The organism is Faucicola sp. SE7633, from assembly GCF_059264685.1.
The window spans coordinates 112,603-127,192 of sequence record NZ_JCADBW010000002.1 but is presented as its reverse complement, the minus strand read 5'-3'; the positions used below and the strand labels follow the sequence as shown (position 1 = coordinate 127,192).

At 49.8% G+C, this 14,590-nt stretch carries 12 protein-coding genes; 5 read left to right on the top strand and 7 right to left on the bottom strand.

Annotated features, from left to right (window positions below; all coding sequences use genetic code 11):
• The first annotated feature begins 281 nt into the window (after window positions 1-281).
• Together putP and AC5L4R_RS01480 are read left to right on the top strand one after the other, a co-directional pair.
• On the top strand, window positions 282-1,766 hold the full coding sequence (putP, locus tag AC5L4R_RS01485; protein WP_494472036.1) for a sodium/proline symporter PutP: 1,485 nt from the start codon (window positions 282-284) through the stop codon (window positions 1,764-1,766).
• A gap of 156 nt (window positions 1,767-1,922) precedes the next feature.
• A complete protein-coding gene (locus AC5L4R_RS01480) occupies window positions 1,923-2,849 on the top strand; it encodes an alpha/beta fold hydrolase (RefSeq protein WP_494472035.1) in 927 nt (308 codons plus the stop codon).
• Here the strand turns inward: AC5L4R_RS01480 and AC5L4R_RS01475 are convergent.
• Together AC5L4R_RS01475 and cysK are read right to left on the bottom strand one after the other, a co-directional pair.
• Window positions 2,838-3,647: a 2OG-Fe(II) oxygenase gene (locus AC5L4R_RS01475; RefSeq protein WP_494472034.1), complete on the bottom strand. Its 810-nt coding sequence runs from the start codon at window positions 3,645-3,647 to the stop codon at window positions 2,838-2,840. The two genes, AC5L4R_RS01480 and AC5L4R_RS01475, sit on opposite strands and share 12 nt — an antisense overlap.
• Before the next feature lie 105 nt (window positions 3,648-3,752).
• Entirely contained in the window at window positions 3,753-4,805 is a 1,053-nt protein-coding gene (gene cysK / locus AC5L4R_RS01470) for a cysteine synthase A (RefSeq protein ID WP_494472033.1), read from the bottom strand.
• 271 nt (window positions 4,806-5,076) lie between these two features.
• Between cysK and dapD the strand changes: the two genes are divergently transcribed.
• From dapD to purB, 3 genes are all read left to right on the top strand, one after another.
• Window positions 5,077-5,910: a 2,3,4,5-tetrahydropyridine-2,6-dicarboxylate N-succinyltransferase gene (gene dapD / locus AC5L4R_RS01465; protein ID WP_494472032.1), complete on the top strand. Its 834-nt coding sequence runs from the start codon at window positions 5,077-5,079 to the stop codon at window positions 5,908-5,910.
• A 172-nt stretch (window positions 5,911-6,082) separates the two neighbouring features.
• Complete coding sequence (gene queE / locus AC5L4R_RS01460) at window positions 6,083-6,829, top strand: 7-carboxy-7-deazaguanine synthase QueE (protein ID WP_494472031.1); 747 nt, start codon at window positions 6,083-6,085, stop codon at window positions 6,827-6,829.
• A gap of 523 nt (window positions 6,830-7,352) precedes the next feature.
• Window positions 7,353-8,762, top strand: coding sequence for an adenylosuccinate lyase (gene purB, locus AC5L4R_RS01455; RefSeq protein WP_395146778.1), 1,410 nt, complete (start codon window positions 7,353-7,355; stop codon window positions 8,760-8,762).
• 47 nt (window positions 8,763-8,809) lie between these two features.
• Here purB and AC5L4R_RS01450 read toward each other — a convergent pair whose 3' ends face one another.
• The 5 genes from AC5L4R_RS01450 to AC5L4R_RS01430 all read right to left on the bottom strand — a co-directional run bounded on the left by AC5L4R_RS01450 (window position 8,810) and on the right by AC5L4R_RS01430 (window position 14,272).
• Window positions 8,810-9,493 carry an alpha/beta hydrolase gene (locus tag AC5L4R_RS01450; RefSeq protein ID WP_494478022.1) on the bottom strand — a complete coding sequence of 228 codons (684 nt, stop codon included), beginning with the start codon at window positions 9,491-9,493 and terminating at the stop codon, window positions 8,810-8,812.
• Complete coding sequence (cysG, locus tag AC5L4R_RS01445; protein WP_494472029.1) at window positions 9,465-10,904, bottom strand: siroheme synthase CysG; 1,440 nt, start codon at window positions 10,902-10,904, stop codon at window positions 9,465-9,467. The genes AC5L4R_RS01450 and cysG overlap by 29 nt, the downstream gene beginning before the upstream one ends.
• Before the next feature lie 185 nt (window positions 10,905-11,089).
• Window positions 11,090-11,725, bottom strand: a complete 636-nt coding sequence (locus AC5L4R_RS01440; RefSeq protein WP_494472028.1) for a phosphoadenosine phosphosulfate reductase domain-containing protein — start codon at window positions 11,723-11,725, stop codon at window positions 11,090-11,092.
• Window positions 11,726-11,883: 158 nt separating this feature from the next.
• The gene (locus tag AC5L4R_RS01435; RefSeq protein WP_494472027.1) at window positions 11,884-12,543 is read right to left on the bottom strand and encodes a DUF934 domain-containing protein; all 660 of its coding nucleotides are present in this window, start codon (window positions 12,541-12,543) and stop codon (window positions 11,884-11,886) included.
• 43 nt (window positions 12,544-12,586) lie between these two features.
• Window positions 12,587-14,272: a nitrite/sulfite reductase gene (locus AC5L4R_RS01430; RefSeq protein ID WP_494472026.1), complete on the bottom strand. Its 1,686-nt coding sequence runs from the start codon at window positions 14,270-14,272 to the stop codon at window positions 12,587-12,589.
• Window positions 14,273-14,590 lie beyond the last annotated feature (318 nt).

The window sequence follows — 14,590 nt, the reverse complement described above, 5'->3', positions numbered from 1 at the left end:
AGGTGTACCGTTGTGTGCACCTTTTTTTGTATGGTTGTTTGGTTGTATGGTGTGGCGGTGATACAGGTGTGATGCCTGCCTTGCCTTTGACTGGCATTAACTCACCACATTGCGCGGTGTGTCAAAAACATGCTACAGTAGAACGCTTTAGCCACGGTGTTTAAGCCGTGTGAAATTTTTTGCCAGCCGATTGACGGATTGGCTTTTTTTTGTGTTGTCGGTTTGATACGGACGTTGGCAAACGGTGGCAACACGCTGGAGCAGAGGGTCAAGGCAAACAGATGAATCCCGTTTATATTACCTTTGGGCTGTATTTGGTTGTGGTGCTGGGCTTGGGTTTTGCAGCATATTTTGCCACGCGCAATTTCGATGATTATATTTTGGGCGGGCGCAGCTTGGGCAGTTTTGTCACGGCGATGTCGGCAGGCGCGTCGGATATGTCGGGCTGGCTGCTGATGGGGCTACCAGGTGCGGTGTTTGTGTCGGGTCTGAGCGAGGCGTGGATTGCGATTGGGCTGACGCTTGGCGCGTATATCAACTGGCTGTTGGTGGCAGGGCGGCTGCGCGTGCATACTGAGGTCAATGCCAACGCGCTGACGCTGCCTGAGTATTTTTATCACCGTTTTGGTGGCAACAATCGCTTGCTTAAAATCATCTCGGCGACGATTATTTTGCTTTTTTTTACGATTTATTGCGCGTCGGGGATTGTGGCAGGCGCGCGCTTGTTTGAAAGTTTGTTTGCTATGAGCTATGGCTCGGCGTTGTGGTTGGGCGCGTTTGCGACGATTGCTTATACGTTTATCGGTGGCTTTTTGGCGGTGAGCTGGACGGATACGCTGCAAGCCACGTTGATGTTTTTTGCGCTGCTGCTCGTGCCTGTGATGATTTATTTGAACTTGGGCGGTATGGCAGAGATTCAGGCAGCGATTGGTGCGGCAACGCTGGCAGATGGCAAGCAATACGGCAGCCTGCTGTATGGCACGACGCTTTTGGGGATTATCAGCTCAATGGCGTGGGGTTTGGGGTATTTTGGGCAGCCGCATATTTTGGCACGGTTTATGGCGGCAGATACGGTCAAGTCACTAATCAATGCGCGGCGCATCGGTATGGCGTGGATGGTGGTATGCTTGCTAAGCGCGGTGCTGATTGGTTATTTTGGTATTGCGTATTTTAACCAACATTCCGACAACGTGGCGATTTTGGGCGGTAATTCTGAGCAGATTTTTATTGGCTTGACGCGTTTGTTGTTTAATCCGTGGGTGGTCGGTGTGGTGCTATCGGCACTGCTGGCAGCGGTGATGAGTACATTAAGCTGTCAGCTGTTGGTGTGCTCAAGTGCAATCACTGAGGATTTTTATAAAGGTTTTGTACGCCCGCATGCGTCGCAAAAAGAGTTGGTCTGGATTGGGCGCGCGATGGTGCTGGCGGTGGCGTTGGTGGCAATTTGGCTTGCCCAAGACCCCGATAGCCGTGTGCTGGGCTTGGTGTCGTATGCGTGGGCAGGTTTTGGCGCGGCGTTTGGCCCTGTGGTGCTGTTTTCGCTGTTTTGGCGGCGTATGAGTGGCGCAGGCGCGTTGGCAGGTATGGTGGTTGGTGCGCTGACGGTGGTGCTGTGGAAACAAACGGGCAGCGCGTTGTATGAAATCGTGCCAGGCTTTGTGTTGGCAAGTGTGGCAATTTATGTTGTATCAGTGCTGACGCCTGCCGCGCCGAATGTGGCAAAACGCTTTGATGAGGGCCAACGCTTGTATCAGCTGGCGGATTGATTTGTTTTGCACGCCCAAAATGCGGCGGCTTATGCCTTGTCATCTGCCGCCCAAACCGCTAAAATTAAGGCATTGTGTTTGGTTTTGCCCATGAAAATCGTATAAAAATAAAGCCATAACCTAGCCTGTATGTTTACTTGACGCTAAGGAATACCCATGCCCTCACCCATTCTCAATGAATACCACTACAACCGCTATTTACCGCCTGCTGATGTCAAGCCAACTGCTGCGCTGCTGTTGGTACATGGCATGGTCGAGCACGCAGGGCGTTATGCTGATTTTGCTGAGTTTTTGGCAGCGCAAGGTGTGGTGGTACAGACGTTTGACCAACTGGGACACGGCATGCGTGCGGCACAAATGGGCGACTTGGGCTATATGGGCTTGCCTGACCCTGCCAAGCGGATTTTGGATTACACGCGCGCGCAATATGACGCGCTGGCGTATGATTATGCTGATTTACCCAAGTTTATTTTGGGGCATAGCATGGGCTCGTTTGTCGCCCGTGCGTTGTTGCCGAGTCTGACAGAACAACCCAACGCACAGCTGGCAGGCGCGATTTTGATGGGTACATCAGATGCCAATCCGCTGGCAGGGGTCTTTTTGCCGATCACACGCGCGCTGAATGTGATCGCACCACAGCAAGATAGTGCGGTGCTTGATGGTTTGCTACGCCGTGTGACCAACTTGCCGTTTTGGCGTGAGCGCGACAAAAACCACCTAAACTGGCTCAACACCGACCACGAACAAATTCAACGTGCTATCGATGACCCGTTGATGATGTTTCATTTTTCTTACAATGGCTTTTATGCATTGATGGAATTGATGGCACGCGCTACCCCTGCCGACTGGGCTCAGGGCGTGCGCCGTGACTTGCCAATGCTATGGGTCAGTGGGCAGGACGATAATGTCGGACAAATGGGTAAAGCATTACCGCGTATCGTCAAACGCTTACGCGAACAAGCGTTTAGCGATGTTGAATACAAGCAGTACATGGGCATGCGCCATGAAATTTTGTTTGACCCCGACCATGCGCAAGTTTATGATGACATCATAGGCTGGATTAAGCAGCACCTAACGACCTGACCGCCCACTAATACCGCCCAACATCAGCCCACGGCGCAAGCGATTTTGCCAATGACTGGGATCAAAATGGCGCAGCTTTTTGCCCTTGGGTACTTGAACGATGACGTTAAACAACCGTCGATAGTGCCCTGCTGGGCTGGTCAATGCCTCGACTGCATGCCACGCGCGTGCCGTGTTTTGAAACAAAAAACTGCGATTATCACGGATATCAAACGCTTCGGCATGGCGAAAGTCACTGATTTCAGGATTATCTTGTGGTACTTGCTTACCATCTAGCACGATAATCGAACCGCCCCATGATAAATCCCAGTCCGCTGACGTATTAAAATAAAAAATATGCGTGGCAAGTTTTTCAAGGCTATCGCAATGCGGCGACACCTCAGAGCTGTTTTCGCCAACATGCCATGCGTAACGCGCATCAAAATCCTCAATGCCCAGCATGCGTGCCAAAAAATCGTGATACGCCGTGCTGGTTTGTAGCTCGGTGACAAACGCTTGCCAGCTTGCAGGCAGTTGGGCAAGCGTCGCCACGCCGCGGCTGCCTGCCTGCTTATCATGATAAATCGACTGCTGCAACGCCAAATAATAGCGATTATGTGGGCGTTGCCCCGTCGCATTTCTGGCCACATTGACATGCCGTTCAAACAAATCTAGGCTTGGAAACTCACGATACAGCAAATCAAACGCTTCAGGGCGTAGCAGATCTTTAAACAAGGTATGCGGAAATGGCTGTTGCTGGCGAAAGGTTTTGGTATCAAACTGGTGCATCAGCTCGTAATTGATAAATGACATCATCATTTAAACTTATTTTTAAGATAAAAATATTAATGGGCTTATGATAACTTGCATAAGCCCAGTAGTCAGTTGTATTAAACCGTTAATATTTGGCTAAACTCATTTGGTTTAGCTGAAGTTTTCGCCGCTAAATACGCCATCAAACAGTACCGATGACAAATAACGCTCGCCGCTGTCAGGCAAAATCACCACAATGGTTTTGCCTTGCATGTCGGGGCGACTGGCAAGCTCGTTGGCAGCTTTGAGCGCAGCACCGCAAGAAATACCGCACAAAATGCCCTCCTCAGTCATCGCACGGCGCGCCCATTGTACCGCGCTGTCGCTATCCACGGGGATGACCTCATCAATCAAATCAAGTGCCAAGTTTTTGGGAATAAAGTTTGCGCCGATACCTTGAATTTTGTGCGGACCTGGGGTGATAGGTTCGCCTTTTAAGGTTTGGCTGATAATGGGCGACTCGGCAGGCTCAACCGCAACCGTGTAAAGCGGTTGGTGTTTGTGCTGTTTAAAATACGTCGCAATGCCCGTTAGCGTACCGCCTGTGCCCACGCCTGCAACCAACGCATCGATGTGTCCGCCCGTTGCGCGGTCAATCTCAGGTGCGGTAGTGCGCACGTGGGTTGCAGGGTTGGCAGGGTTATCAAACTGCTGTGGCAAAAAGTAGCTATCAGGCGCGCTGTCATGGATTTGTTGGGCTTTTTCGACGGCACCGCGCATACCTGCCGCTGGGTCGGTGAGCACCAAGTTTGCGCCCAATGCCGCTAGTACCTTGCGCCGCTCCATGCTCATTGATGATGGCATGGTCAATGTAATCGGATAGCCTTTTGCCGCCGCCACAAACGCCAATGCGATGCCTGTGTTGCCGCTGGTTGGCTCGATGATGTGCATACCAGCTTTGAGTTTGCCCGATTTTTCGGCATCCTCAATCATGCCTGCACCAATACGGCATTTGACCGAAAACGCTGGGTTACGGCTTTCAATTTTTGCCAAAACTGTCACACCTTGCGGCATGATACGGTTGAGGCGTACCAGTGGCGTGTTGCCAATCGCGTCGGCATTGTTGGCATACACCGCCGCGCTACTGGTTGTGCGCGTGTCATCAGTAAGGTGGTGATCAGCCGCCGCTTGGGCGAATTGTGGGTCGGGTTGTTGAATCGTCATGTGATCTGTCCTAGTTTTATGTTGATAAAAATTTTAAAAATGCTATTTTAACCATACTTTAGCAAGCAGTCTTAGCATATCATAGCAGAACCGATGTTTTATTCTAACAAGAAAAAACGCTGGGTGCCTTTGCTTTTTGTATTTGCTAATTTAGGCTAAATTAGCGACAATATAAAGCCTGTACTCGTCAAATTTTAAGAATAAAGTTATCATTATTTTGCATACATTTGATGTTTAATTTGACTCACCAACATGGCGAAAGGAACCTTTTATGCGTGATACAACCAACCTACAACAACTGATTGAAACCGCGTTTGACAACCGCGCCGATTTAAGCCCAAAAACCTTTAGTGACGAGCTGCGCGCAGGGGTGAATGACGTGCTTGCCAAGCTTGATGATGGCAGCCTACGCGTGGCTGAAAAACAAGGCGATGAGTGGATCGTTAATCAGTGGGTCAAAAAAGCCGTATTGCTGTCGTTTCGGATGAATGACAACCGCATCATGCAAGGCGGACGCGATTTACAGTTTTTTGACAAGGTTGATACCAAGTTTGAAGACTGGGGCGATGCGCAGTTTGCCCAAGCAGGTGTGCGCGTAGTACCGCCTGCGGTGGCACGTCGTGGCGCGTTTATCGGCAAGGGCGTGGTGCTGATGCCATCGTATGTCAATGTTGGTGCGTACGTCGATAGCGGTACGATGGTGGACACATGGGCAACGGTGGGTAGCTGTGCGCAAATCGGCAAAAACGTGCATTTGTCGGGCGGTGTCGGCATTGGCGGCGTGCTTGAGCCTTTGCAAGCCAACCCCACGATTATTGAGGACAATTGCTTTATTGGTGCGCGTTCAGAAATTGTTGAAGGCGTGATTGTTGAGGAAGGCTCGGTCATCTCAATGGGTGTGTATATCGGGCAATCGACCAAGATTTATAACCGCATGACAGGTGAGGTGACTTACGGGCGCGTGCCAGCAGGTTCGGTGGTGGTAGCAGGCAGCTTGCCAAGTCAAGATGGTAGCCATAGCTTGTACTGCGCGGTGATCGTCAAGCAAGTTGATGCCCAAACGCGCAGCAAGGTTGGTATCAATGAGTTGCTCAGAATGGATTGATAGACCAACTACCCCATTAAGCACAACCAGCAGTTTGGCACGCCAAGCTGCTTTTTTTTATGATATTTGACATCTTAGCCGATCGGTAAGAGATTTAAACGCCCAAATACCTGCTTAACGTTGTTAAATTTGTTAAAATGGTGCGGTTAATATACTTTTTTATATCCAACATATGTCTATATCAAACGCGTCCGATATTTTATTAAATACTCCCCTACGCAACACCACCATTCCGACCACTGACCCTGCAGCAGGTTTGCGCGTGAGCGAGATTTTTTATTCACTACAAGGTGAGGCATTGACGGCAGGTTTGCCGACAGTGTTTATTCGCCTAACAGGCTGCCCACTGCGCTGTGTGTATTGCGATACCGAGTACGCGTTTTTTGGCGGTGAGCGCATGAGCCTAGAGGACATCATCGCAGATGTGGCGCGTTATGCGTGTCAGCGCGTGTGCGTGACGGGCGGTGAACCATTGGCGCAGCCCAATGCCATCGCGCTTATGCGTCAGTTACTGGGTTTAGGTTATGAAATTTCGTTAGAAACCTCGGGTGCATTGGATGTTTGCGGTGTGCCACCTGCTGTGTCAAAGGTCATGGATATCAAAACACCGTCATCGGGTGAAGTGGATAAAAACCTGTGGGCTAACCTTGCTTGCTTGACTACCCATGACCAACTGAAGTTTGTCATCATGAATCGCACGGATTATGACTGGGCAAAACAGGTGCTAGCAAGATATGATCTGGCCGATAAAGTCGGTACGGTATGGTTTTCACCAATGTTTAATGTGTATGCTGATTGCTCGCCTGAAGTGCCAAGTCTTGCCACCGAATTGGCGGAGTGGATTTTGGCAGATGCCCTACCCGTGCGTTTTCAGCTACAATTACACAAAATCATCTGGGCAGATGCTAAGGGTAAATGACGTTTTGGGTAAGATTTTGGCAAATTTAACTCAACCATGATTGAACTAAGTGACCATTAGGCCGCGGGTAAACCAAGCCATGCTAAGCGCAGCGGCGTATTGAATACTCCAAGCATAAATACCACTGTTTCAACCAGCCATATAATTACAGTATACAAACGAATTTGCTCGCTATTCCAATCCCAAGCCAGCCAACCGACAACAAACATCGACAGCCAACCCTCAACAACCTTTGCGCCGCCGCGTGCTAGCAGCCAATAGTTTAGCGCGCTGCACAGCGCGTAGCCTACACACCATATGCATATGTCCATGATACCTCCGCGCTGGTATTGTTTGCGCACGCTTGAGCTTTTATCAGTTAGCTTGAGCTTTTATCAGTTAGTATGCACGATGGTAGCCGCCTTTGACCACCCAAACAATTTTTTAAAAAAGCAGTAAATTCCGTAAGCCTGTGCAATTGTGTATAATGGCACCTTAAATCTTTTTTTGTTACGTTTTGTCTATCTTAATTTGGAAAAAGCCTATGAATACCTTGACCGCCTTGTCACCAATTGATGGTCGCTATGCCGCCAAAGTCGATAGCCTGCGCCCGTATCTGTCCGAATTTGGCTTGATTAAAGCCCGCGTCACGGTTGAGATTCGTTGGTTACAAGCCCTGGCACGCCATCCTGATATCGCCGAATTGCCTGCGTTTGATGCCGACACGCAAGCTGCGCTCAACGCGATTGTCGATCATTTTAGCGAAGCCGATGCACAGGCGATTAAAAATATCGAAAAAACCACCAATCATGATGTCAAAGCGGTTGAGTATTTCATCAAAAATACCTTTAAAAACCAACCTGCGCTTGCCGATAAATTAGCAGATAGTTTAGAATTTATTCACTTTGCCTGCACCTCAGAGGACATCAACAACCTATCGTATGCGTTGATGCTCAAAGACAGCCGCGCCGAGCTTACGCGCACTATGCAGCGGTTGATTGATGACATCGCCCAACTTGCCAAAACCCATGCTACCCAGCCGATGCTATCGCGTACACACGGGCAAACCGCAAGCCCAACCACCTTGGGCAAAGAAATGGCAAACGTCGCCTATCGGCTGGCGCGTCAGCTCAAGCAATTTCGTGCTGTGGAACTGCTGGGTAAAGCCAATGGCGCGGTCGGCAACTACAACGCGCATTTGTCAGCATACCCTGACGTGGATTGGCAGCAGCACGCGCAGGATTTTATCGAGCAGGATTTGGGGCTAACGTTTAATCCCTATACCACGCAAATTGAACCGCATGACTACATCGCTGAGCTATTTGACGCGTTGCGTCGTTTTAATACCGTATTGATTGATTTTAACCGCGATGTTTGGCAATATATTTCTTTGGGTTATTTTAAACAAAAACTTAAAGAAGGCGAAGTGGGCTCATCAACCATGCCGCACAAAGTCAATCCGATTGATTTTGAAAACTCTGAGGGCAATTTGGGCGTTGCCAATGCCATGCTGGCACATTTGGGCGAAAAATTGCCGATTTCACGTATGCAGCGTGATTTATCGGATTCGACTGTTTTACGCAATATCGGGGTGGGACTGGCACAAAGCTTGATTGCCTATGACGCTTGCCTAAAAGGCATTGGCAAGTTGCAAGTCAATCCTGAACGTTTGGCGGCAGATTTGGACGCAGCACAAGAGGTGCTTGCTGAGCCGATTCAAACGGTGATGCGCCGTTACCGTGTGGCAAATCCGTATGAGCAGCTCAAAGCCTTGACACGCGGTAATGCCATGACACGTGAGATGATGCTGACGTTTGTCGATAGCGAAGCGTTGGCGGCCGTGGCAGACGCGGATAAGGCGCGCTTGCGTGAAATGACCCCTGCCACTTATACAGGCAACGCAGCAGACCAAGCGGCAGCGATCGATGCATGGTTGGCTAAACTAGACAGTTAAATTGCGCTAAATATAAAAACGCCTATGGTTTGATCCATGGGCGTTTTTTAATTAACCCTAAAACCCCCGTATTGCAAAAAATGCCTCACTTGCCTTTGTAACGCTTGATTGGTCATCATAAAGGTATGTCCAACAGGCAACACCAAAAAATCCGCACCCGCCAAACGGCTACTTGCCAACGTCACCTTGCCGTCATTGGCGCTGGGTAGCAAGTAGCGCAATGGGTCGCGTGATCGATTGCCGATAATCACCCCAACAGGGCAAGGCAGCGCATACGCCATGGCGTTGAGGCGGTTGGGCATACTATCCGCACCTGTACCAAGTTCGCGCCCTGCCGCGCCATTGAGCCAACCAAACGCTCGCCAATGACCCAGCTTATCAACAATTTCACTACCTGCATTGGGTGGTGCTAGCATGACAATCGCTTGCGGTGGTGCAATTAAATCGTGTTGCAGCAAATAGCGCAGGACAATGCCGCCCATGGAATGGGTCACATAATAATCCACCGATGGCAAAGCGTTGATTTGTGGCAAAACAAATTGCCGCGCCAACGTGGCGATGTCATGGCGCCGTGACGGATACGCCAAATTGTGACACACCATGTCTGCATTTGCCTGTAGACTTTGCGCCAATGTGCGCATGGAATAAGCCGTCCGCGCCAAGCCGTGCAGCAACACTGTATGCTTAGCAATGTCTTGGTGGTTAGGATGAAGGGTCATCGTCGTTGGCATCTTTTGGTCCAAACCACGCCAGCGTGTCATGCAGCTTCACCACATTGCCGATGATCAGCAGTGCAGGCGTTGGTAAGTTCGCCTCGGCTTGTTTGGCGACGATATCGGCAAGCGTACCTGTGAGTACGCGCTGATTGGGTAAGCTTGCATTCGAGACGATCGCAATCGGTGTATCGGGTGCGCGTCCTGCCCCCACCAAGCCATCAGCAATCGCTGCCAACTGGTTTAAACCCATATAAAACACCAACGTTTGGCTGTCGTCGAGCAGTTCACCAAACTGATCATTGATGGTATGGGTTTTGATACACGCGGTGACAAACTTCACCGACTGGGCATAATCGCGATGGGTCAAAGGAATGCCTGCATAGCTTGCCGCCGCCGTCGCCGATGTAATCCCTGGTACAATCTCATACGCCACACCTGCTGCCGCTAAGCGTTCGGCTTCCTCACCGCCACGCCCGAACACAAACGGGTCGCCACCTTTGAGGCGTAGCACGCGCTTGCCTTGCTTGGCGTGTTTGATCAACAATTCGTTGATTTGGTCTTGGCTAACGGCGTGGTTGCTGGCTTTTTTGCCGACATAAATTTTGGTCGCGTCACGGCGGCATAAATCCAAAATCGGCGCAGATACCAAATTATCATAAAACACAATATCCGCTTGCTGCATCAAGCGTAAGGCTTTAAAGGTCAGCAAATCGGGATCGCCTGCGCCTGCGCCCACGATGTACACCTTGCCCAACGCGCTATTTTGCGCCGCCTCACTGGTCAATTGCTCACGGTGGGTCGCCAGCAAATCCTGCAAATCACGTTCAGCCGCAGGCACGTCATTGGCAAACACGTGTTCGGCAATCGTGCCTTCAAATACCTGCTCCCAAAATTTACGTCGCGCAGTGATGTTTGGCAACGCCGCTTTGACATGATCACGAAATTTACCTGCCAAACCTGCCAACGCACCGTATTGCGGTGGAATCACGGTTTCAATTTTGGCGCGTAGCAGCCGCGCCAATACAGGGGCTTTGCCCGCGCTTGATACTGCCACCGTAATTGGATCACGGTCAATGATAGCAGGAAAAATAAACGTACACAGTGGCGGATTATCAACAACATTAACAGGGATATGCCGCGCTTGGCAATCGCGATAAATCTGCTCATTGAGTGCCGTGTCATCGGTGCAAGCAATCACCAAGGTTTTGCCCGTAAGTAACGCACTGTCATACGTGCCCGTGTGCAAGGTGTGTTGCGGTTGGTCACCAAACGCGGCTTGTAGACTGGTTTGGTAACGCTTGGCGATAAAGGTAATATGCGCCCCTGCCCGTGCAAGCAGCGTCGCCTTACGCAGCGCAACCTCTCCGCCGCCAACAATCAACACGGCTTGGTGTTCTAGCTTAAAAAATAGCGGTAAGGTATTCATATTTGCCCCTTGTACCTATTTGCGCCGATGGGTTACAAAGGCGTTGGTTGATCTGCAGCAGCATTGAAAAGCGAAAGACAAAAAAGCTGAACCAAACTGTCCAGCTTTTTTGCTTGCCTGCTTTTTGTATAAAGCATGGGTGATCTAACGCATTTGCCAAAGATGTGACAAAAATCGTCTTGTGCTTACAGTTGCGTGTGCAAGCCGCACTCGCGGTTTTCTTCGACTTTGGTTGGGTCAAAGTAATCGTGCTCATTAGGCAAGTCATTGGCTTTTAGGTAGTTTTCCAAATCGTCTTCTGTCCAGTTGAACAACGGAGCAACTTTCACAATACCGTCTTTGCTCTCAGTCACCACGTCTAGCGATTGGCGGAATTCAGTTTGGTCACGGCGGATCGCGTTAATCCACAAATCTGGGTTGATTTCTTTGAGCGCGCGCCCAAATGGCTCAAGTTTAACCTGCTGGGTAAATTCCGCGTGCGCAGGGTTATTGACGCTTGGAATACCATTAAAATGCACATCGCGCCACGCTGCCGTTTGTTGTGGCAAATACGTCACCACGTTGAGGTTCAAACGCTTAATCAAATCCATCGCATGGCGATAAGTCGCTTCCGTGTTGTAACCTGAATCGACAAACAACACAGTGATGTCAGGACGCTGCTTGGCAACCATGTGTAAAATCACCGATTCATACGGGCGAAAATTGGTTGTGATGATCGGATTGTTGGCATGCTGCAATGCCCATGCCACGATTTCTTCAGCAGATTTGTCTTTCAGCTCGGCGTTTGCCGCGTCAAGGTCAATATTTAGTTTATTGCTCATCGTTTAGTCCAAGTTAATGCAATACGGTTAAAATCAGCTCGTTAGTGTAAATAGGTTTTTTATGCCAAAAAAATGCTAATTACCAATATGCTTATGCCAAAATTCGATTTGTTTTATTGCTTTATCTGAGCCACGCGTAATTTGAGCCACGCGTGCGTTTATTTTGCCTGTGCGCGGCTAAACATCGGTAATTCTTGCGCGCTGCGTCCATCATACGGGTGGCGGATACTGTCAAAATACGCAAACCATGCGTCATTAAACGCTTGCTCATCAATGATAAACTGGCTAAAACCAACTTGCATCAGTAGCTCAAGCGTATCGGGCAAGATATCGCCGAGCGCGCGCAAGGTGGTGTCGCCAAAATCGGGATGCATACGCATGCTTTGGGCTAGGCTATAGCCGCGTCCATCGCGAAAACCTGCAAAGTAGATTATCACCGCGTCTATGTGCGGCAAAATCTGCGGCAAGGCGTGTGCCACGGCTTGGTAGTCAGTATCACCCGACAACAGCAGCGTAACACGTTGCCCATCGATTGTATTCGCTGCCAAATACGCGATATCATCAGCCAATGTTGGCAAACGCGCGGCAAATTGCTGCTTACGCGCAGCTTGTTTGGCTTTGGCGGTTTTGTTGTCATCCGCGCTGGCATCTTCGGTCAGCAAGGCAAGCGGCATCAGACTATAGACGATTTCACGGGCATCGGGCTGCAAGACAACGCCCTGCACCGCGTCGGTCAAGTCAATAAATTGCCGTGCGCTGCTATCGGCAGGGTAAAATGCGTCAGATTCGATGATATGCGTGCGGTCAATAAGCGGCATACAGGCGCAATCCTTTTTTATTCAATAAGTTAGCTGTACTGGGTTAGGCTTCACTGGTCGCGTTGTCGCGATACACACGCGCTTGAAACGGCTCAAGTCCAATCCGCGCCACGGTGTCGGCAAACAGTTCTTCGGACTGACGCTCGGCTAGATATACTTGCAAAATATCATCCAACGTGCTTGCCACCGCGTCCATCGCTACCGAACGCCCAAGAATTTGCCCAAGTTTGGCATCCTGTTTGGATGAGCCGCCTAGCGAAATTTGGTACCAATATTCGCCTTTTTTATCCACGCCCAAAATCCCAATATCGCCCACATGGTGGTGGGCACAGGCATTCATACAGCCTGAGATATTCAAGCGCAAATCACCCAAATCATGCACATAATCGACTTCTTCAAAGTGTGCGTTGATTTGGTCTACGATATTGAGCGTGCTGGCATTGGCAAGCGCGCAGTAGTCAAAACCAGGACACGCGATGATATCAGTGAGTGTGCCGATATTGGGACGTGCCAAATTGTACTCAGCCAGTGCTTGCCACAGTTCATACAAATCACCCAACGCGATGTCACTAAATACCAAGTTTTGGTGGTGGGTGCTGCGAATCTCGCCAAAATTGTAACGATCCGCCAAATCGGCAATCACGCGCATTTGGGTTGAGGTGACATCACCGGCAATTTGTAAATACGGCTTAAGCGATAGCGTGACAATGCGGTATCCTGCCAGCTTGTGCGCGTGGGTGTTATGCTGATACCATGCAGCAAAGTCGCTGTCAGCGGCCAGTTGGTCTTGCAAGGCTTGCTCAATGGCAGGCAAATCTGTACCAAAATCTTGGTAGTCAGGACAGCTAAAAAATGATTTAGCATACTCAATTTGCTCGGGCGTTAAAGTCAATGCACCGTCTTGATTGTAGACTTGCCAGTCTTGCTCAACCAACTCAGCAAACGCATCTTTGCCCATGCTTTCAACCAAAATTTTAATCCGCGCTTTGTATTTGTTATCGCGCCGTCCGTACTGGTTGTACACGCGTAACACCGAATCTAAATACGATAGCAAGTCTTTTTCGGGCAAAAATTCGCGGATCACCTTACCAATGACAGGCGTACGCCCAAGCCCGCCGCCAACGATGACTTCAAACCCCAACTCGCCTGCATCATTTTTCACGATATGTAAGCCAATATCGTGCAGCATGGTTGCAGCGCGGTCTTCTTTGCTGCCGATCACCGCGATTTTAAACTTGCGCGGCAAATAGGTAAATTCAGGATGAAAGGTAGACCACTGGCGAATAATCTCGCAATACGGGCGCGGATCAGCGACTTCCTCAGCGTTCACGCCTGCATACGGATCGGTGGTGGTATTGCGGATACAGTTGCCCGAAGTTTGGATGGCGTGCATTTGCACGCTGGCAAGCTCGGCTAGGATATCAGGCACTTCCTCGACTTTGACCCAGTTGAGCTGAATGTTGGTGCGCGTGGTAAAATGCCCATAGCCCTTATCAAACCGCTCGGTGATGTCGGCAAGCTTGCGCAGCTGATAGCTTGCCATCAAGCCGTAGGGGATGGCAATGCGCAGCATCGGTGCGTAACGCTGAATGTATAGCCCATTCATCAAACGCAACGGCAAAAATTCTTCTTCGGTCAGCTCCCCTGCTAGGTAGCGGCGGGTTTGGTCGCGAAACTGCGCCACGCGGTCATTGACCAACTGCTGGTCGATGGCATTGTATTGGTACATAATCACCTCGTTGGCTAAGCGCTTGTCTGGTTATTGGCTAGCGGATAAGTGTGGTTGATACGTCTGTAACCGACTATTGTATACCAAAATCACCGCCAACAATAGCGGCAAGCGGTTTTGGTTTTTAGCCCGTTGATTGCTTTGGGCGTAATCGGGTAAGGCAAATCAAACGGCTATCTTAAAAGTTTAGGGACAATTTGGTAAATTCTAATCGGTGATAAAGTTATGGCTAAATTCCAAACCGTGATAACTGTATCAAAAAAAACCATTTTATCACCGCGCCCAAATCGCCTATGATTAAACGTTAATTTTGTTTAT